This window comes from Pseudomonas sp. ZT5P21 (assembly GCF_054897785.1).
Genome location: NZ_CM142705.1, coordinates 2,658,619 through 2,678,273 on the forward strand (window position 1 = coordinate 2,658,619; position 19,655 = coordinate 2,678,273).

Genomic DNA, 19,655 nt, shown 5'->3' on the forward strand with positions numbered 1-19,655 from the left:
CCGATGATCAAGAGCTTTCAACTGACCCACGGCGCCCTGCACAAGGTGGAACGACTGGACGCCGAGGTGATGCTATTCAGCAATCCCGATGCGGCCGAGCGAGACCTGCTGCACAGTCATTTCAAGCTAGATGAACATGCCCTGGCCTCGGCGCTGGACCCGGACGAGGTGTCGCGCATCGAGTTTCATCCCGACAACCTGTTCCTGATCTGGAAGCGTCCGGAGAACTATTCCGGCGGCGGCAGCCTGGCCTTTGAAGTGTCGTCCTGCGGTTTGCTGTTTTCTGCGCAGCGGTTGCTGGTGATCGCCACCGACGATTCGCCGCTGCATGGGCTCGGCACCCGGCAGAAGCTGAACACGCCACTGGATGTATTGCTCGATCTGCTGTTCAACAACATCCATCACTACCTGGGTCACCTCAAGGTGATCAAACTGGTCGCGAGGGAGTTGCAGCAGAAATTCAATGCCTCGATGCAAAACCAGCATTTGATCCAGATGTTCAACCTCAGCGAAAGCCTGATCTATTACATCAACGCCATTCACAGCAACGGCGCGGTCCTGACCCGGCTGCGCAACCACGCGGAAAAACAGCATTTCAGCGCCGAGGCCATTGGCCTGATCGACGACCTGATCATTGAAAACAACCAGTGCTACAAACAGGCGGAAATCTACTCCACGGTGTTCTCGGGGCTAATCGACGCCCGGGGCAACCTGATGAACAACAGCATGAACAACCTGCTGCGCAAACTGACGCTGATCAACGTGGTGTTCCTGCCGCTGAACCTGATTGCGAGCATCGGCGGCATGTCCGAATTCAGCATGATGACGGCGGGGACGCCATGGTGGATTTCGTATCCGTTGTTTCTGAGCGCGATGATGGCTGGGGCGGGCGTGATGGTGTTGGGGCTCAGGCGGTTGGCGAAATAACATCGGCGGCTGTAATACCCCGATCGCGAGCAAGCTCACTCCCACAGTGGTTGATGTCGTACACAAATTCCGAGTGCACTAGAGAACCCTGTGGGAGCGAGCTTGCTCGCGATGACGATCTCAAGTGCGCAACTTCCGATCCTGCAAGCCACGGATTACGAGGTACAACAACGGCCCAATCGACACAAAAACCGCAGTGAGCACAAGATAGGGAGTAACGGACCACCCCGATCGCCCGCGCTTGCACGCATCCCTGTACATCCAGATCCCGGCCAGCGTCGCCAGCAGATAAAGATCAATCACCACCTGCGCGGTATCCGGCCGCGACATCAGGCTGATGCCAAACTCAATCAACGATTGCTCCGCCTGGAGCATCACTGAAACGGTGTAGCCGGCAAACGCAATCAGGGCAATCAGGGGCAGGGCGACAGACTTCATGGTTCCTTCCTTGGGAAAATGAGCAGAATCGCCAGCCTACCGAGTCTGCAGAAATTTGACCATTGACTTGCCCTCCGATCGCGCACGGATTTGCACACCCATTCCCCTGTGGGAGCGGTGGGTTAGTCCTGAACGGCTTTTTCGACCTTGCTTGAGGCCGACCAGATCCGGTAACGCACTTCAACGTCCTCGGGCACGTACAGTACGATCGGCAGTTTGCTGTTGTAGCGCAACATGAAACCGTCGCCGACCACTGGAACGAAGTCCTGTTTGCTTATGCCCTCGGGACAGGCCATCAGCGTGCTCATCGGTCCGATCACTTTTTCCAGGCGGTAGAACGGAAAGCCCCAACCTTCGAGGTTCTTCTCTTCGAGCATGCCGCCCAGACGTTGGCGGTTGCAGTCTACATTCAGGGTCTTACCGGCCAGAATCTCGACCTGATAGCTGTCTTCCGGGCTCTGCGGAGCGAGGTGGATCACCTGGCGTGTGAACCCGCTTTCGGCTTTGGGAAAGGGCGCGACCTCTTCGAGTTTCGCGGCATGAACGACCGTCGACAGTCCGGCAACTATTAGCCCAACGGTAGTGAAACGGGTCAATGAACCCATGATGCCTCCTTGCGTGTGAGTAGGGTCAGCGGATACTGGATGGACCGCTGCAATTCTTGCCGGCAAGCGCGGCCAATGCAAAACCGGAATCACCAAGTTGCAATTTGCAGGGGTCAACACCGGCCTTCTTGCAAATTGCATGGACGTTACTTTTAGAAGAGTCGGCTAAATCATTGATTTACCGATGAGCTGCAGGGCGAAATTTCAGGCATGTTTTATGCTCTAGCTGTCTCTTAAGCTGGCCGGCTAATTTACAGAGTCAGTCTCTATCGCTGTTTGGCTATCTCACACTCAGGAGAGGGTTGCCATGTTTCTTTCTGCCTTGGAACTTCGCAACATTATTGAAAGCAGCTTCTTGCCAAAACGCTGTCAATGCACACTGACGCCCGACTTGTCGATGACCGTCAAAGTGTTTGCCGATGGTCAAACCGATCAAGTGGATCTATTGGTGACCGGCATAAATGCCAAGTCGCTCAATGGCTGTCGGGAAATCAATGACCTCATCGCCGGGCTGCGCTCAGACATGCAGCACAGGGCAGACATCCAGACGCTTCATCCTGACCGGCAAGCGTTTTAGACCGCTTGACACATTCCCTGTAGGAGCACGCCTGCTCCTACAGAAAAGTCTCAAAGCCGCATTGTCAATTCTGATAACTGCACGCATCGGACCATTTGCGATACGTGATCTCTGCGGGTTTGCCTGACGCATCGATGTACTTCATTTCAGCCGTGATGATTTTGCATTCCAGGGTCGAGGGTTCGGTCAGCGAAACCACCTTGGCCACGTGCAGCGGCATCCCGTATTCATAGGGCACCGCTTGGGTGGAAGCGGTGTCGTTGGCCTGGGCCAGCCCCGCAACTCCGGTGCAGGTGAGGGCGGCGGTAACCAGCAAAGTGCGCATGTTCATGAGCGATCTCCAGTGCAGACGGAAAGTCAGCTCGACATAACAGGCGTCGAGCCTGCCGCACTGGGCGTCAGAAGAACCTGAGGGCGTGCGGTCCAGTAAAGTCTTGGACCGCAGCGTTAAGCGATGGTTAACCTGTCTGAATGCCGCCTGTCGTGAAGGGCGATTCTGTCAGGCGTTTCGTTGGGGCGGAATTCTTCGGTAGCTTCGGCTTCGTCCTACAAGACGTGGATGCTTTGTCGGCTTTCGCCTGATGGGGCGTAGCGATTACTGTTTGGGCTCGCTGCAAAATCAGCGAACAGGTTTGGTCACCTGAGTTAAACAGTGCACATAACTGTGACATCATTCGCTTTGCGGACATCTCTGTTCGCATAGCGCAATGCTGTGGCGGCTGTGTGCAGGACGCCTTCGGGCGAGCTGAGTTACTGTTCTCAGTTGACCAAACCTGTACACGGTCCGCCTCCCATCGTTTGGTCACGGTGCTGGCGGTTACTTCAAAACAGATGAGTATCTCGTTATGTCGCTAAATCCTTTCCCTGAACGCTATCGTTCAATCAAAAGCAGCGTCACCGACACAAATCCGTTGGTGATCGATACAGAAGCCGACCCCCAAGACATCATCGAAGCCGCCCTCCAACGCATCCGCGCCTCCGCCGATCTACTCGAAACGCTGCACATCCATTGCTTCAAGGATGGCGACGTACAGGACATTCCGCACATCACCCATGCGCTGCACTTGCTGACCCAAGATGGTTGCGACTTGCTGAAAGTCGCTTAGCAACGAATGCTGAGCTGGAAGGCGCCTGCCTGACGCCGTAACCGCAAAAATGAGCCTGCCTCCCGTGGGCAGGCTTTGAAATCCCGCCAACCATCATTCGACGGGGACGGGCATTTTGCTTAAAAACAGTTCCAAGCCTTGTCGATACTGCTCCGTATCCATGGCATCGCTGTGTTTGGGGATGAGATACGCCTGCCCCTTTCGATCCAGTTCGACGCATGCCACAAAGTAGAAACCGGATTTCTCCCTCACTCGCACAATCTGCCCCCACGCTAACCCGCTCTTGATGCCCTGAGCCTGATCACGGTGAAACCCTGATCATCGAATTGCAGGCAATAATCGCCTTCAGTGGTCTTAAGGCTTGTGCGTAGCCTGGACTCGATAAGGCGCTGATTAACGCCTCGAAAAGTTGCTCTTGGCTTGCCACGTTTGGCGGCGATACGTGTACGCAAATAGCGCAGCAAACGACCAGAGCCAAACCACCAGAGCGGGACCAAAATCAACCCGAACAAAACCAGAGAAATAACCTTCCCGGCAGTGAGATGGTGATCGGGGAAATAGAGCGCCAGCGCACCGGCAACCAGGCACAGGGCAAACAGGAAAGGCGCGAGCAGGCGGTCCTGCAAACGATTGGCGTGGCCCTGCATGTTGCTTAGCTGCCGATCATGCTTGAGCATTACGTGCTCCAGCAGTTCAGCCAACCGGATCTGAGTATGGGCGGGAGTAATGGTGAAGTGAAGTTCCATGGTGCGGAATTCGACGTCCGTTTTCAAAGTGGGCACTGGCTTATGCGAGCGCGGTTTATTGATGACTATATGTCCGTGAGGCCGGCCGAATCGCAGAAGTGGACGCTATCGATGCTGAATGGCGCCTGGCATAACTTTGAGCTTATTCCAGGTTTTCGGGTGTTATTAAGTTTTCGCATGAATTTGGGAGCATCTTCATCACGGCTCGCCTTCGCTTCGACAATGGCAAATTTCTTGCCTTCGTTATTCCCCGGGTTCGCTCGCCATACTGCGTCGATACCTGTGCCATTGGCGCCATCCGTTAGCTTGTAAAGCACGTGCTTCGCCTTCGGACTACCTCCCGCTGACAATTTCCCCGTCTTACTCGCACTCGGCAAACCCTCAAGCCACTTCCCATCCGCATCCTTATCATGCCCATTCCAATCCTTACCCCAACCAAACTCCACAGCGCAGATGGAGTCGGCAATGTGCTCCCCACTAACCCCCAGCCCTTCATTCAAAATACTGGCAGGCGCCTGAAGGCCAACTTTGGAGGCTTCAGCCTGGTTGGAATGGGTGCCGCTCGAACCCTCGGTCCCATTCGCCGCAAACAGCAGAGTCATTGTTGGCCGGCTTTTCCGCTTTTTTCGGGTGGCTTGACCCGGAGGAGGCCGCCGAACTATTACGCTGCATCCCTTTCCATTTAACCAACCGCTTCTCAACAATCCCCACCATGGCCGGCATGTTGTCCCGGGAGGCGGCGAGGACGGTGACGACTGGCGTTTTCGCCCAGTTTGGAAGGCTCTGGAAAGTAGAAGAACCTTTCACACCAGTGATGATTTCGTCGAGTTCAGCGCGCAGTTTTCCTGCATCGAATACCTGTTTGAGCAGTTCTTCGGGGCTGGTTTTAACCCCGCACTCTTTGCAGTACGAAGCAAAGCAGGTCGAACAGCACCGTGGCGTAGCGTTGCGGGTCTTTGTTGACGATTCGCAAGCTTTTCTTCAGACCGTCACCCGGTCCAGGCACCCAGCCAATGACGGCCATCAGCAGGTCAAATTGCGCGTCTTCCTTTCCATCCGTCGACTCTGCGTTATAGAGGACGATAGAGGATTCGATGGTGTCGTAGGCGTCGATGGCCTGACCCAGAAACGGCACGGCGCCGAGCGCGATGCCTTTGGCCAGTTCAACCGCTGCCTCCTGGTAGGCGGCACTACGGTCTTCGCGACCTTCGTTTGCGCTCTCTACTACTGCCTCGCTCAGCCGGTGGCGACGCGCAGCCAGCAGCTGGTGTTGTCGTTGGCCTGGCCGTCGCGGTCCCAGTGGAATTGCACTTTGACGCGGCCGTACTCGTCGCAATGGATTTCTTCGCCCGGCGGGCCGGTGACGATCGCGGTCTGGCTGCCGAGGACTTGCGGTTTTGGGTGTTCGAGGGCGGGGCGGTAATGTGCGTCCCACGGCGTGGCGAGGAAGCGGTTGCGGTAACCCTGGTGGAAATCGTCCTTGTTCTGGGTGACGTCGCTGGTGACGTTGGCGCCTAGCACTTGCGGTTGCTTGCCTTCGTGGACCAACTCCAGCAGCAACCAGAGGTCATTCCATTCGGCGCGCGGGTGTTCGCTGAGGGCCGTAAATGGCGGCTGAGCTGACATTGTAGTTTTCGTGACTCCCCCCTCGACCAATACCACAGCGAATCGCTAACGCTCCAAAGAGTACCTATAGACTTACTTCCAAGAGTCGTACGGCACACCAAACTTCTCGACATAGGCTTTGGATACATCAGAGAGTGAGTCGTACTCACCGCCAGACTGCCTTCATACTATGTGCAGCCACTGAGCAGAAAGGCGGCAAGAGCGACACGTATAAAAATATTCATTCGGGTGCACCGTGAACACAGAGTTTTCGTCTGGTCGATTAATGAAGACGATGTTCAGGTCGCTATTGTTGCGATTTTTAGCGGCGTTCCAGTTATCGGAGATTTGAACGTAACGCCTTAAAGGGCCAGCTCTGACCTATTTCCAAGAGTCGTACGGCACACCAAACTTCTCGATATAGGCTTTGGAAACGGCTGAAAGAGGCCGGTGGTGCCCGCCAGACTTACCTTCATACGGGCCGCGCGGATCAATCACGGCTTTTACCGTAGTTACCTCAATCGGTGTCATACAAGGGCCGCCTACCCAGACTCTGGCGATACCTCCGGGGACCAGCCTTATGCCGATTGAATCACGATAACCTGTGATCCATTTCCCATCGGCCGCGCAGAACACTTTCTCCCCCTTGCGCATGAGCTCTCGAGTGGCTTCGGGGATTTTTATCACCATCAGGTAGGTTTGCGGTTCGACCAGCGATTGCCAGCGGACATAGATCTGTTGGGGCAAGTCCGCCCCTGTCACACGTTTTCCACCTCCGGCAGGCCCTCTTTTCGGCCAACCACGTGGATTGCCGGCGTTGTTGGGAGGCGCTTGCATTGACGCGATGCCACTCGCCGCACGTGGAAACACATGGTCCTGAATGTCGACGACATCGGCTGTTTCGATCCAGACCTCCATGTAATCAGGAGCCGAGAACCCCAGAGTCCATGCTTTGTAAGGCATTGAGCTGCTGCTAGCAAATGTGCAGCCACTGAGCAGAAAAACGACAAGAGCGATACGGATACAATTACTCATTAGGATGCACCGTGCGAACAGAGTTTTCGTCTGGTCGATTAATGAAGACGATGTTGAGGTCGCTGTTGTTGCGACTTTTAGCGGCGTTCCAGTTATCGGAGATATGAACGTAACGTTGGAACAGCAGTTCCTCCTCCTGCGGAGTCAGCCCTGTTGTTTTGCTTTTCCCCTGAGCGTAGGCCATCAGTTTTTCGGAGATGGGAATGAGGTCCGCAGGTAGCGCAAGTCGCGGCTCACCTTCGTCAATCTCGCCAAACGGCACTCCATTTTCCACGGCCAGTTCGCGCATGATCCGAAAGTAGATCAAGGACAGCTCACTACGGACTTCGCGTTGGCTGCTGACGGCGGCATACACGTATTTCATGTTTTTTTGATCGTCTTTGTCAGTGCTACGAAACGGCACCTCCCAAGTCCGGATTTCCAACGGAAGGTTATATTGGGCCAGTTGATCTTGAAACCGTCTCAAGTCCTGCTGGGCAACCTTGTAACTGTTGGCTTCAGCGAAAGTGGTCCTTTCTTCGACCGGGCTTTTACGCGGTTTGCTGAGCAGAATGCGCTCCATCGCCTTGGGTAAATAGCCACCACCCAGGTCCGAATGCACGCCAGGCAGGACAATATCGGCCGCGCCAAGACTGTTGAGGGCAAAGTTATAACGGCGTTCATTTCGAGCGACCAATTGGACGACTTTCTTAGCCGCGTCTGGCGCCAGATGGATATTGATCCCTGGGTTATAAACATTATTACCAGTCCAGTCCCCCACCAGTGGATTGGCAATAGCCGCGACGGTGTCGTAAACGCCAATGAAATTTATGGACACGCCAGAATGCGGTGTCCAAGCAAAGCTATCCGACAATATCGGAGCCCCCATCGGCAACACTTTGGCGAGGATACTTTGGTTCCCCTTTAATACCTCATTGGCAAAGTCCCTTGCCGCTGCGGAGCCACGGCTGAATCCGAAGATATCGAACTCGATTTTCGCCACCCGCTTATCGGGGTTGTTGTCTTGAAAGGTTTGGATAGCTCTGAGAATAAGCGGCGGAGTTTCTTCAACTCGCGCCCGGACGCCCTGGGCACCTATACCTGTACCTTGCGAAAAGGTGGAGTCAGCTTCGGTACTGCTAGTACCGATGCCATCCACGTAAACTCGCAGGCTGGCTGTCCTAGCATCAATCGACAGAGTTATGTCCCTTTGGTCTAAGTAAAGGTCATAGAGCCGGGCGACGTTGCTGACATCATTGCCATAACTGTTATCCGGGCTGCTTCCCTTGCCGTCATAACCATGAGCCGCACAGAACTGACGTATATCTTCAGCTGCTTCCTCCAGGTTCACGTCTGGCGCAAAGCAGCCAAACATCCGCTCACTGTTATTGCGGTTATTGCCCGTCCCATCGAAGAACACCCCAATTCGCAGGGTGATTTCCTCGAGCTCAACTTCTTCTTCCTCCTCCTCAAGCTCTTCTTCCACTGGAGGTGGGGTGGCATTCGGTTTTCCGGCGGGCGGCGCGCTTAATAATTGCCCAGCAATGGCCGCGGCAGCGGCACCCGGAATAAGCGGAGCCAGTACCTGAATCCCGCTCCCCACCCCCGGCGCACCGCCGGAGTTCTGCTTCACCTCAGCCCCACTAATCGTCACACCCCCCGCATCCACCTTGACGAAACTCCCGCCAGCCCTGGCCGTCAGCTCCATCCCGCCTTCAACCACAACCTTGTTGCCCGCGTGGTAGTGAATCTCCTGCCCAGCCTCGATAAACTGCGCTGTGCCGATTTTGACGTGCCGGGTCACGCCCACCGTCAGATGATCATCCGCCCGCGCCTCGGTCTTGCGATCCAGATGCGTAATCCGGTGCTCTTCCACCTTGAACTCGCTGAACACCTTCGCCTCAACCGTGTCATGCCGCTCGTTGCCGATACGAATCTTCTGGTCGTGCTCGATGTTTTCATCCCAGTCGCGCTGGGCATGCAGGTAGATCTGTTCCGCGCCTTTTTTGTCTTCGATGCGAAATTCGTTGTAGCCCTTGCCGCCCGGTGAGCTGAGGGTCTTGAAGGTGCTGCGGCTCTTGTTGGCCGGCAAGTCGTAGGGGACGACGTTTTCCTTGTGGTACAGGCAGCCGGTGATCAGCGGTTGGTCGGGGTCGCCTTCGAGGAAGGTGACGAGTACTTCCATGCCGACGCGCGGGATGGCGATGCCGCCGTAGGCGCTGCCGGCCCAACCGGCGGCGACGCGCAGCCAGCAGCTGGTGTTGTCGTTGGCCTGGCCGTCGCGGTCCCAGTGGAATTGCACTTTGACGCGGCCGTACTCGTCGCAATGGATTTCTTCGCCCGGCGGGCCGGTGACGATCGCGGTCTGGCTGCCGAGGACTTGCGGTTTTGGGTGTTCGAGGGCGGGGCGGTAATGTGCGTCCCACGGCGTGGCGAGGAAGCGGTTGCGGTAACCCTGGTGGAAATCGTCCTTGTTCTGGGTGACGTCGCTGGTGACGTTGGCGCCTAGCACTTGCGGTTGCTTGCCTTCGTGGACCAACTCCAGCAGCAACCAGAGGTCATTCCATTCGGCGCGCGGGTGTTCGCTCAGGGCCATGAAGTGGCCGCTGACCAGCGTTGGCTGGTCGCCTTTGCCTTCTGCCAGTTTGTAGTCGCTGCGATGACGTTCGAGGGCACGGGTGGCGAGTTGCTTGCCGCGAGCTCGATCGGTGAAGAGGCCGGGGTAGTCATAGTCTTCCAGGTCCGGAGCGAATGCGCTTTTGGACGAGCCTTCAGGGAGAATGCTGGGTTTCTCGAAATCGTAATCGCGGCGGCTGACGCGGGTGGTGCGGGTTTCCAGGCGCAGGTTGAAGCGCTTGATCACCGGTTTTTCGGCGGCCATGCCCGAGTCTTGCTCATAGGCCACGGCCGCGAGCTTGCGGAACACGGTTTGGTCGTCGCCAAATACGAGTTTGTGGCCGCTACTGCTGTGCTGGAAGTGGAAGTGAATGCCTTCTTCCTCGCACAGGCGCTGGATGAAATGCAGGTCGGATTCGTCGTACTGCACGCAGTAGACGCGCTCCGGGTAGATCGCGCCGAGCTGGAAGCTGTAGGCGTCGGCCAGGATGCCACGGGCCTCGAGGACCTGGGCGATGATCTTCGGCACGGTTAAATGCTGGAAGATTTGCTGGTCGTGGTTGTGGCGCAAATAGGCGAGCTGCGGCACCAGGCTGATGCTGTAGCGGGTCAGGCTTTTGCCGGAGTCGCCTTGCTCGATGCGGTAGACCAGACCGTGGATCAGTCCTTTGCCGGTGGCGCCGAAGGTCAGGCAGCCACGTTTGTGCAGGAGTTCTTCGAGCTTGAGGTCGGGACGGGGGCTGACCAGTTCGATGTCAAAGCAGAACGGCTGATTGAGGGCTTCGCGACCGACGAAACTGAGGACTTGAAGGTCAACGGAAACGCCTTCCAGCGTGAGGGAAATATGGGTTGCGTTCGCGTCCAGCATGCCTTGAATTCCGTCCTTTGGATAAGCAGATGCGGATGGTGCAGGATTAAACGGCCTCGTTCAAGGCGCAAATGGCGTAGGTGACGAGTTGTCCCGACATCGGGGGAACCCCTATTTGCAGGGTTTCGGCCAATGAATATGGGATGTTTTCGTTCGCGAGGTCCTAGAAGAAGACACACCGCGGGTTTGCGCAATGCGACGTACCGGACCAACTACAAGAAAAAAGTTTGCTCGGAATGTGGATGAGATCCGGTTGATTGTGAGTTACAACTTTTCGGTGTTGTGACCATGAGACTGGCGGTGAGAGTTACCACGCCATCGCGAGCAAGCTCGCTCCCACATTTGCAAATGCGTTCACCTGTAGGAGCGAGCTTGCTCGCGATAGGGCCGTCACATTCAGCGAAGATCCAACTGCCGCCGATACGGCAAATCGGGCCCGGTCTTGCTGCACGTCAGCGCGGCGGCCTGCACCGCGAACTTCAACATCCCGTCGATCTGCTCGCGCGCCAGCGATTGCACACCCTCGACCGAATCCAGCTGATGCTCGGTCAACCAGGTAATTAACGCGGCCTGGAACGTATCGCCTGCGCCCACCGTATCGGCAATCTTCACCGAGCAGGCCGGTACCGACCACGAGCCGTGATGGCGGCTGAACACCGTCGCGCCCTCGCCACCCCGGGTCAGAAACACCAATTGACAGCGATGCTGCAACCAGCCTTCGATCACCCGTTGCGGATCCTGCTCGGGGTACAACAGGCTCAAGTCCTCATCGCTGACTTTGATCAGATCGGCCAGCTCCACCCATGTGGCAATTCGCGAACGCCAGAGGTCGATGTTCGGCTCAGGATTGAGCCGCACGTTCGGATCGAGACTGATCAGCCGTTTGTCGCTTTCGCGCTGCACCAGCGTCAGCAGCGTGTCGGCAATCGGCTGCACCACCAGCGAGAACGAGCCGATGTGCAAACCGCGCACCTCTGGCCCCAATTCCGGCAGATGCTCGGGTTTCAACTGCCGATCCGCGCAGCCTTCGCCACGGAAGCTGTATTGCGGTGAACCATTGGCGCCAACCGCGACCATCGCCAGCGTGGTCGGTGCCGCGAAATCCACCAGGTAATCCGGGCGTACGCCTTCATCCTGCAACACTTGCTGCAAACGCCGGCCAAGGTAGTCGGTGGACAACCCGGCAAACAGCGCCGCGTCCACGCCCAAGCGGCGCAAACCCACCGCGACGTTGAACGGCGAGCCGCCGGCAATCGCCTTGAAATTCACTTTTGAAGCCAGGTCGCTGGCGTCGTCTTCACTGAAGAAATCGAACAGCGCTTCGCCACACACCAGGTACATAATTGCTCGCTCTTTAAAGGGTTGCGACATGCTGTTGATAGCGTTCGTAGGCCTGCTGACAGGCCGCCACGTTTTCTGCGATCGGCAGGGTTTTGCTGGCGAGGTCGAGCTTCACGCAACGCTCGCACACGTCCGCCAGACTGTCTTCGTGCCCATTCGCCCGGGACGTGCACCACGCCGCCTGAATCGCCGCGCCTAACGCGGCGGCTTCGCTTTGTTCGGTGCAGATCACCGGGGTATTCATGATGTCGGCGACGATCTGCCGCCACACCGGGCTTTTCGAGCCACCGCCGATCAGGCAGAGGGTGCGGCTTTGTAAGCCATTCTGTTGCAGCAGGTCCAGCCCATATCGCAAACCGAACGTCGTGCCTTCGACCACCGCGCGGCACAGGTTGGCTTGCGTCAGGTTGGTCATGGTCAATCCGAGCAGGCTGCCGCTGGCGTGAGGCAGGGCGGGGACGCGTTCGCCGTTGAGAAACGGCAGCATGCACACGCCTTCGGCGCCGATCGGCGCTTGCGCGACGAGGGCGTTGAACTGCTCGATATCCAGCTCGAAAAGATCGCGAATCACTCCGGTGGCGTTGGTCAGGTTCATGGTGCAGATCAGCGGCAGCCAGCCGCCGCTGGAGGAACAGAACGTCGCGACCGAGGCGTCCGGGCTGACATCGGGTTGATCGGCATAAGCGTATACCGTGCCCGACGAACCGAGGCTCATGGTGATCGCGCCGGGCTGGATGTTGCCGGTGCCGATGGCGCCCATCATGTTGTCGCCACCGCCGCTGGAGACTCGCGCCTGCGGGTTGATGCCCAAGTGCTCGGCGATGCCCGGCAGGATTGTGCCGACGGCTTGATGGGCGTCGATCAGTTCGGGTAATGCGGCTTGCAGTCGTCCGCTGGGGTCGATATCGCGCAACAGTTGCAAGTCCCATTGGCGGGTGCGCACGTTGAAATAACCGGTGCCTGAGGCGTCGCCATACTCGCTGCAACTGCGGCCGGTGAGCCAGAAGTTCAGATAGTCGTGGGGCAGCAGAATGCGCGCGACTCGCGAAAAAGCCTCTGGGTGTTGTTCCTTTGTCCAGAGCAACTTGGACACAGTGTAGCCCGGTGCGATGACCACGCCGAGGCGTTCCAGCGAACCCTTTTCACCGCCCAAGAGGGTAAGCAGGCGGTCGTTTTCCGGGGTGGATTCGGTGTCGCACCAGAGTTTGGCAGGGCGTAATACCTGACCTTGATCGTCGAGCAGGACCAGGCCGTGTTGTTGGCCAGAGACGCCGATGCCGAGGATCTGTTGGCCGTCGACGTTTGCCGCCATCAGAGCCTGGCGAGTCGCCAATGTGAACGCTTCAAGCCATTGCGATGTGTCCTGCTCGCGACGTCCGTTGGGGCCGCTGATCAACGTGTGGGCTGCCGCGCCTTGGCCGAGGACTTGGCCGCTAACCGCATCGAGGATGATGGCCTTGGTGCCTTGGGTGCCGCAGTCGATGCCGAGGAATAATTGTGGGTTTGCCATGCTGGGTCCTTGGTGTGTCAGGTCGATTGTGGCGAAGCTATTCGCGAGCAAGCCCGCTCCCACAGGAGATCTTCAGCGGATACACATTTTGCGTTCGACGCCGATCCATTGTGGGTGCGGGCTTGCTCGCGAAGACGGCAGCAGCTTAACCGCCGAACTTACGCGAGCACCCGCTCCAACGTCCGCGTCACGCCGACCTCGCGCAAACTGTTGCAACACCACTCGAACGCAGCCACAAATTCCGGCGACTGCGGGATTTCCTTGCCGAAAATCTCCTCAACCTCCAGCAATCGCTGAGTGATCAACACATCATCCGCCACCAATGCCTGGCAAAATGCGGCTCGCGGATCTGGAATCGAATAGGTATCGCCATTCTCGTCCACGCCCTTCAAATACAACGCCCACGCCGCCACGACCAACGCCGCACGCTTGGTCTCCTGACCGTCGGCAATCAAACGGTTGATCGTCGGCACGGTGAACTTGGGAAACTTCGACGACCCGTCCGAACACACGCGCTCCAGTTGATCGGCAATCGCCTGATTGGAGAATCGCGCCACCAGCGCGTTCTTGTAATCGGTCAGGTCGATCCCCGGCACCGGCGACAATTGCGGCGTCACGTCCAGGTCCATATAAGCGCGCATGTAACGCACAAACAACGGATCGTTCATGGTCTCGTGGACGAAGCGGTAACCCTTCAAAAAACCGAGATACGTCAGAGCCAGATGACTGCCGTTGAGCAGTTTGATTTTCATCTCTTCATAGGGCGTGACGTCGTCGGTGAACTGCACGCCAACCTTTTCCCAAGCCGGGCGACCGTTGAAGAATTTGTCTTCCAGCACCCATTGCACAAACGGTTCGCAGACCACCGGCCAGGCATCGTCCACCGAGTGTTTGTCCGCCAGTTGCAGGCGATGTTCGGTGCTGGTCATCGGCGTGATGCGGTCGACCATGGCGTTGGGAAAACTGATGTGCTCGGCGATCCAATCGTGCAGTTCTGCATCACGCAATGCGGCAAACGCCAGCAGCGCCTTGCGGGTGACGGCGCCGTTGTGCGGCAGGTTATCGCAGGACATCAAGGTAAACGCTGGCGTGCCGACGGCGCGGCGTTTTTCCAGCGCGGCGCAGAGAAAGCCGAACACGGTTTTCGGCGAATCAGGGTGCGCCAGGTCGTACTGAATTTGCGGCAGATGGGCCATGAATTCGCCGTTGCTGTCGTCAATGCAGTAACCGCCCTCGGTGATGGTCAGTGAGACGATGCGGATCTCGGGGCTGGCCAGTTTGTCGATCAGCGCCTGCGCGCCGTCCTCGGCCAGCAGCATGTCGCGGATCGCGCCGATGACCCGGACTTCGGTGCCATCGGTATCGCCGAGTTCGAACAGGGTGAACAGGTAGTCCTGATCCCTCAGATCGTCCCGGGCGCGGCGATCTTCGGCGCGCAGGCCGACGCCGCAGATCGCCCAGTCCAGGCCTTCGCCGGTATTCATCAACGCGTCGGTGTAATACGCCTGATGGGCGCGGTGGAAACCGCCGACGCCGATGTGCGCGATGCCTTGGCGGGTGTCGCTCAGGGCGTAGGCGGGCAGGACCACCTCGGGAGCGAGGTGGTGCAGGTTCTGTTTATTGAGTTTCATCACAGGCTCTCTGAAATCAGGCCGCAGCGCGCAACGGACGGGTAAGCGCCACGCCGTCGGCATCGAATAAATGGCAGTGCCCGGCGTCCAGGTGCAGGCTCAGGGTTTCGCCATAACGGCTGGCCAGGTCGCCACGAACACGCATGGTCAGCGCTTCGCCGGACGAGGTCAGCACGTGGCAGAAGGTGTCGCTGCCCAGGCGTTCGCTGACATCGGCGGTGACGTGCAAGGTGCAATCGCCGGGTTGCGCGAGGTTGAGGTGTTCCGGGCGAATACCCAGGGTGACCGCGCCACCGACACTCAGGTTGGCGCCGGTCAACGGCAAGGTGATCCGGGTGCCCGCATCGAGCGCCACTTCGCAGCTTTGGCGGTCGACGCGGGTCACTTTGCCCTTGAGGAAACCCATTTTCGGCGTGCCGAGAAAACCGGCGACGAACAGGTTGGCCGGTTGGTGATACAGGTCCAGCGGCGAACCGACTTGCTCGATCTTGCCGCCATTCAATACGACCACTTTGTCCGCCATGGTCATGGCTTCCACCTGGTCGTGGGTCACGTAAATCATTGTGGCTTGCAGTTCTTTGTGCAGGCGCAACAGTTCAAGGCGCATCTGTACCCGCAGGGCGGCGTCGAGGTTGGACAGCGGTTCGTCGAACAGGAAGATTTTCGGGTTGCGCACGATGGCGCGACCAATGGCTACGCGCTGACGCTGGCCGCCAGACAGTTGTTTCGGCTTTCGTTCGAGCATCGGCCCCAGTTCAAGGATGCGCGCCGCTTCGCCGACTTTCTTCTCGACCTCGGCTTTTGGTACGCCGGCCAGATCGAGGGCAAACGACATGTTTTTGCGCACGCTCATGTGCGGGTACAGGGCGTAGGTCTGGAACACCATGGCCAGGTCACGCTTGGCCGGGCTGACTTCGGTGATGTCGCGGCCATCGAGTTCAATGGTGCCGTCGCTGACTTCTTCCAGGCCGGCGATCAGCCGCAGCAGCGTGGATTTGCCGCAGCCGGAAGGGCCGACGAAGACCACGAATTCCCGGTCGTTCACTTCCAGGTCGATGCCCTTGATGATGGAAAAGCCTTCGAAGCCTTTTTGCAGATTCTTGATTTTCAGGTTGGCCATGGTGATGGGCCTCCGATTGTTGTTATTCGGTTGAACCTGTGGGAGCGAGCTTGCTCGCGATGGACGTGAACGGTGACGCGTACTGTCTGGAAAAATGCGTCGCCTGCAAATTCATCGCGAGCAAGCTCGCTCCCACAGGGATTTGCATGGGCTCAGGGATCCGGGAATGTTCATTTCACAGCACCAAACGACAAACCGCGGACCAGTTGTTTCTGGCTGATCCAGCCGAAGATCAGGATCGGCGCGCATGCCAGCGTCGACACCGCCGACAACTTGGCCCAGAACAGTCCTTCGGGACTTGAGTACGAAGCGATCAGCGCGGTCAGTGGCGCGGCTTTCGACGAGGTCAGGTTCAAGGACCAGAATGCCTCGTTCCAGCACAGGATCAGCGACAGCAAAACGGTTGAAGCCAGGCCGCCCTTGGCGATCGGCAGCAGCACCCGGACCATTTCCTGCCACAGCGTGGCGCCGTCCAGACGTGCGGCTTCGAGGATGTCTTTGGGGATGTCCTTGAAGTAGGTGTAAATCATCCAGACCACGATCGGCAGGTTGATCAAGGTGTAGATCACGATCAGCGCGATCCGCGTATCGAGCAGGCCAAAGCTTTTCGCCAGCAGGTAGATCGGCATCAGCACGCCCACCGGCGGCAGCATCTTGGTGGAGAGCATCCACAGCAGCGTGCCTTTGGTGCGTTGGGTTTCGTAGAACGCCATCGAGTAGGCGGCCGGCACCGCGATCAGCAGGCTTAGGGCGGTGGCACTGAACGAAATCACCACCGAGTTCCAGGCAAAGCTGAAGTAATCGCTACGCTCGTTGATGTGCAGGTAGTTTTCCAGCGTCGGCGTGAAGATGAATTGCGGCGGCGTGGCGAAGGCGTCGATTTCGGTCTTGAAACTGGTCAGTACCATCCAGAAGATCGGGAAGAAGATCAGGATCGCGATGGCCCAGGCGAGGGTGCCGAGCAGCAGGCTTTGCAGGCGACGGGATTGTTGAAGGGTCATGGCGCAGGCCTCAGGCTTTGTCTGTCAGGTTTTTGCCGATCATCCGCACCAGCACGATGGCCGCGATGTTGGCAATCACCACCGCGATCAATCCGCCGGCGGACGCCATGCCGACGTCGAACTGCACCAGCGCCTGGTTGTAGATCAGGTAGGCGAGGTTGGTCGAGGCGTAGCCGGGGCCGCCGTTGGTGGTGGTGAAGATTTCGGCGAACACCGAGAGCAGGAAGATGGTTTCGATCATCACCACCACCGCAATCGGCCGCGCCAGATGCGGCAGGGTCAGGTGCCAGAAAATCGCGACCGGCCCGGCGCCGTCGAGGCGCGCGGCTTCTTTCTGTTCCTGGTCGAGGGATTGCATGGCGGTCATCAGGATCAGGATCGCGAACGGCAGCCATTGCCACGAGACAATGATGATGATCGACAGCAGCGGGTAGTGCGCCAGCCAGTCCACCGGTTGCGCGCCGAACAGCTTCCAGACGTAGGCGAGAATCCCCGAAACCGGATGGAAAATCAGGTTCTTCCAAATCAGCGCGCCGACGGTGGGCATGATGAAGAACGGCGAGATCAACATCACCCGCACGATGCCGCGACCGAGAAACTCACTGGCTTCCAGCAGCGCACTGATCAGCACCCCGAGCACTACGCTGATCAGCAACACGCTACCCACCAGCAACAAGGTGTTGGTGGCGCCGGGCATGAACCCGGAGTCCGTCAGGAAGTAGGTGAAGTTCTCCAGTCCGACGAATTCGTTTTCGCCGGGATTGAGCAGGTTGTAGCGGATCATCGAAAAGTAAACGGTCATGCCCAGCGGCACGATCATCCACAGCAGCAACAACGCCACCGAGGGGCTGACCAGAAACCAGCCGGGGTTGGCCAACCGGCTTTTACGCACCGGTTGGGGAATGTCGATTTGAGCTTTTGCAGTTGAAATATTCATGGTGTTAAACCGATTGGGACAGACATACGAAGATCCAGTGTGGGAGCGAGCTTGCTCGCGATGGCGGTGTATCAGTCACCCAAAATTTTGAATGGGAGGCCGTCATCGCGAGCAAGCTCGCTCCCACAGGAGGATGCGGGGTTACTTGGGGTAACCCGCGCGCTTCATTTCGCGTTCGGTGGTTTGCTGGGCGGCAGCCAAGGCTTGGTCAACCGTGGTCTGGCCAATCAGCGCCGCCGAAAACGACTTGCCGACCTGAGTGCCAATGCCCTGGAACTCGGGAATGGTCACCAGCTGGATGCCGATGTACGGCACCGGTTTGAGCGTCGGTTTGCTCGGGTTCGCCGCTTTCAGCGACTCCAGCGTCACCTTGGCGAACGGTGCGGCGCTCATGTAGGCGTCGCTGTAGGTCGAGGCCCGAGTGCCGGGCGGCACGTTGGCGATGCCGTCTTTTTCCGCGACCAGCGCGCCGTATTCCTTGGAGGTGGCCCAGGTACTGAAGGTTTTCGCCGCGTCCTTGGACTTGGAACTGGTTGGAATCGCCAGCGCCCACGAATAGAGCCAGGCCGAACCCTTGTCGGTGGTCTGGTGCGGCGCGTAAGTGAAGCCAACGTGATCGCTGACCTTGCTCTGGGTTTTATCGGTGACGAACGAGCCGGCGACGCTGGCATCGACCCAGATCGCGCACTTTCCGCTGTTGAACAGCGCGAGGTTTTCGTTGAAACCGTTACTCGACGCGCCCGGTGGGCCGGATTTCTTCATGGTGTCGACGTAGAAGTTCAGCGCATTTTTCCACTCGGGACCAGTGAATTCCGGCTGCCACTTCCCATCGAACCAGCGTGCGCCATAGGCGTTGGCGACGGTGGTGATCAGCGCCATGTTCTCGCCCCAGCCGGCTTTGCCGCGCAGGCAGATGCCGTACTGTTCTTTGTCCTTGTTGGTGAGTTTGCCGGCGAATTCGCCGATCTGTTCCCAGGTCGGGCGCTCGGGCATGGTCAGCCCGGCGTCCTTGAACAGGTCGGTGCGGTAATAGGTGATGGAGCTTTCGGCGTAGAACGGCAGGGCATACAGCGAACCTTTAACCGACAGGCCTTCACGCACGGAAGGGAAAACGTCGTCGAGGTCATAAGTGGTGGGCAAATCCTTCATTGGCTCCCCAGAGTGCGGCTTCGTACATGCCGATGGTCAGCACATCGAACTGCCCGCCCTGAGTGGCGATGTCAGTAGTCAGGCGTTGGCGCAGAACGTTTTCTTCCAGCACCACCCAATTGAGCTTGATGTCCGGGTGCTCGGCCTCGAAGGTTTTCGAGAGCTTTTGCATGCGGATCATGTCGCTGTTGTTGACGGTGGCGATGGTCAGGGTCTGAGCGCCGACGCTGACGCTGCTGAGGGTCATGCAGGTGAGGGCTAGCAGAGCTTTTACAGAAGGTTGCATCGTGCACTCCTTTTCTGCGCCCGGTGGGGACAGAAGGACAGTTATTGTTTTTGTGTCTTCCGATGGCAGGAAGCTGTGCGCTGATTACAGCCCTCAATGGAGGATGAGACAAATCATTCATCGCACTGAAATCGATACTAATTTGCACTGGGCTTTGGAGGGGCAGACGTAGGGAAGG

General features: G+C 57.9%; 17 protein-coding genes and 3 pseudogenes. 4 read left to right on the forward strand and 16 right to left on the reverse strand.

Features of this window, described 5'->3' with window-relative positions:
* Positions 1 to 3: 3 nt before the first annotated feature.
* The gene (locus ACYZT9_RS12505; RefSeq protein WP_462010053.1) at positions 4 to 927 is read left to right on the forward strand and encodes a magnesium transporter CorA family protein; all 924 of its coding nucleotides are present in this window, start codon (positions 4 to 6) and stop codon (positions 925 to 927) included.
* 120 nt (positions 928 to 1,047) lie between these two features.
* On the opposite strand, the gene ACYZT9_RS12510 is transcribed toward ACYZT9_RS12505, so the two are convergent.
* Both ACYZT9_RS12510 and eco read right to left on the reverse strand, forming a co-directional pair.
* A complete protein-coding gene (locus ACYZT9_RS12510) occupies positions 1,048 to 1,365 on the reverse strand; it encodes a DUF2834 domain-containing protein (protein WP_462010054.1) in 318 nt (105 codons plus the stop codon).
* A 122-nt stretch (positions 1,366 to 1,487) separates the two neighbouring features.
* Complete coding sequence (gene eco, locus ACYZT9_RS12515; RefSeq protein ID WP_462010055.1) at positions 1,488 to 1,970, reverse strand: serine protease inhibitor ecotin; 483 nt, start codon at positions 1,968 to 1,970, stop codon at positions 1,488 to 1,490.
* Between the two features lie 307 nt (positions 1,971 to 2,277).
* On the opposite strand from eco, the gene ACYZT9_RS12520 reads away from it, so the two are divergent.
* Complete coding sequence (locus ACYZT9_RS12520) at positions 2,278 to 2,547, forward strand: DUF1652 domain-containing protein (RefSeq protein WP_462010056.1); 270 nt, start codon at positions 2,278 to 2,280, stop codon at positions 2,545 to 2,547.
* Positions 2,548 to 2,611: 64 nt separating this feature from the next.
* Here the strand turns inward: ACYZT9_RS12520 and ACYZT9_RS12525 are convergent, their stop codons facing one another.
* Positions 2,612 to 2,878 carry a DUF2790 domain-containing protein gene (locus ACYZT9_RS12525; protein WP_462010057.1) on the reverse strand — a complete coding sequence of 89 codons (267 nt, stop codon included), beginning with the start codon at positions 2,876 to 2,878 and terminating at the stop codon, positions 2,612 to 2,614.
* A 514-nt stretch (positions 2,879 to 3,392) separates the two neighbouring features.
* Between ACYZT9_RS12525 and ACYZT9_RS12530 the strand changes: the two genes are divergently transcribed.
* Positions 3,393 to 3,653, forward strand: a complete 261-nt coding sequence (locus ACYZT9_RS12530; RefSeq protein WP_462010058.1) for a hypothetical protein — start codon at positions 3,393 to 3,395, stop codon at positions 3,651 to 3,653.
* Between the two features lie 272 nt (positions 3,654 to 3,925).
* Here the strand turns inward: ACYZT9_RS12530 and ACYZT9_RS12535 are convergent, their stop codons facing one another.
* The 6 genes and pseudogenes from ACYZT9_RS12535 to tssI form a co-directional block, all read right to left on the reverse strand.
* The gene (locus ACYZT9_RS12535) at positions 3,926 to 4,426 is read right to left on the reverse strand and encodes a hypothetical protein (RefSeq protein WP_462010059.1); all 501 of its coding nucleotides are present in this window, start codon (positions 4,424 to 4,426) and stop codon (positions 3,926 to 3,928) included.
* Between the two features lie 38 nt (positions 4,427 to 4,464).
* A complete protein-coding gene (locus ACYZT9_RS12540) occupies positions 4,465 to 5,001 on the reverse strand; it encodes a hypothetical protein (RefSeq protein WP_462010060.1) in 537 nt (178 codons plus the stop codon).
* Between the two features lie 284 nt (positions 5,002 to 5,285).
* A complete protein-coding gene (locus ACYZT9_RS12545; RefSeq protein WP_462010061.1) occupies positions 5,286 to 5,534 on the reverse strand; it encodes a hypothetical protein in 249 nt (82 codons plus the stop codon).
* A gap of 104 nt (positions 5,535 to 5,638) precedes the next feature.
* A pseudogene (locus ACYZT9_RS12550) lies at positions 5,639 to 5,998 on the reverse strand (type VI secretion system tip protein VgrG); the annotation flags it as partial.
* A gap of 387 nt (positions 5,999 to 6,385) precedes the next feature.
* Positions 6,386 to 7,039, reverse strand: a complete 654-nt coding sequence (locus tag ACYZT9_RS12555) for a DUF2931 family protein (protein ID WP_462010062.1) — start codon at positions 7,037 to 7,039, stop codon at positions 6,386 to 6,388.
* Positions 7,032 to 10,502, reverse strand: a complete 3,471-nt coding sequence (tssI, locus tag ACYZT9_RS12560; RefSeq protein ID WP_462010063.1) for a type VI secretion system tip protein TssI/VgrG — start codon at positions 10,500 to 10,502, stop codon at positions 7,032 to 7,034. The genes ACYZT9_RS12555 and tssI overlap by 8 nt, the downstream gene beginning before the upstream one ends.
* A gap of 186 nt (positions 10,503 to 10,688) precedes the next feature.
* On the opposite strand from tssI, the pseudogene ACYZT9_RS12565 reads away from it, so the two are divergent.
* Positions 10,689 to 10,788: pseudogene (locus ACYZT9_RS12565) on the forward strand (hypothetical protein); the annotation flags it as partial.
* A 110-nt stretch (positions 10,789 to 10,898) separates the two neighbouring features.
* Here ACYZT9_RS12565 and ACYZT9_RS12570 read toward each other — a convergent pair.
* From ACYZT9_RS12570 to ACYZT9_RS12600, 7 genes and pseudogenes are all read right to left on the reverse strand, one after another.
* A complete protein-coding gene (locus ACYZT9_RS12570; RefSeq protein ID WP_462010064.1) occupies positions 10,899 to 11,843 on the reverse strand; it encodes a carbohydrate kinase family protein in 945 nt (314 codons plus the stop codon).
* Between the two features lie 13 nt (positions 11,844 to 11,856).
* Positions 11,857 to 13,353 (reverse strand): xylulokinase, encoded by a 1,497-nt coding sequence (gene xylB, locus ACYZT9_RS12575; RefSeq protein WP_462010065.1) that lies wholly within the window; start codon positions 13,351 to 13,353, stop codon positions 11,857 to 11,859.
* A 158-nt stretch (positions 13,354 to 13,511) separates the two neighbouring features.
* On the reverse strand, positions 13,512 to 14,984 hold the full coding sequence (locus tag ACYZT9_RS12580; RefSeq protein WP_462010066.1) for a mannitol dehydrogenase family protein: 1,473 nt from the start codon (positions 14,982 to 14,984) through the stop codon (positions 13,512 to 13,514).
* Between the two features lie 16 nt (positions 14,985 to 15,000).
* The gene (locus ACYZT9_RS12585) at positions 15,001 to 16,104 is read right to left on the reverse strand and encodes an ABC transporter ATP-binding protein (RefSeq protein WP_462010067.1); all 1,104 of its coding nucleotides are present in this window, start codon (positions 16,102 to 16,104) and stop codon (positions 15,001 to 15,003) included.
* 170 nt (positions 16,105 to 16,274) lie between these two features.
* Positions 16,275 to 17,105, reverse strand: coding sequence for a carbohydrate ABC transporter permease (locus ACYZT9_RS12590; RefSeq protein WP_462010068.1), 831 nt, complete (start codon positions 17,103 to 17,105; stop codon positions 16,275 to 16,277).
* A gap of 10 nt (positions 17,106 to 17,115) precedes the next feature.
* Positions 17,116 to 18,042, reverse strand: coding sequence for a carbohydrate ABC transporter permease (locus tag ACYZT9_RS12595; RefSeq protein ID WP_462010069.1), 927 nt, complete (start codon positions 18,040 to 18,042; stop codon positions 17,116 to 17,118).
* Positions 18,043 to 18,183: 141 nt separating this feature from the next.
* Positions 18,184 to 19,477 (reverse strand): annotated as a pseudogene (locus ACYZT9_RS12600) (ABC transporter substrate-binding protein).
* Positions 19,478 to 19,655 lie beyond the last annotated feature (178 nt).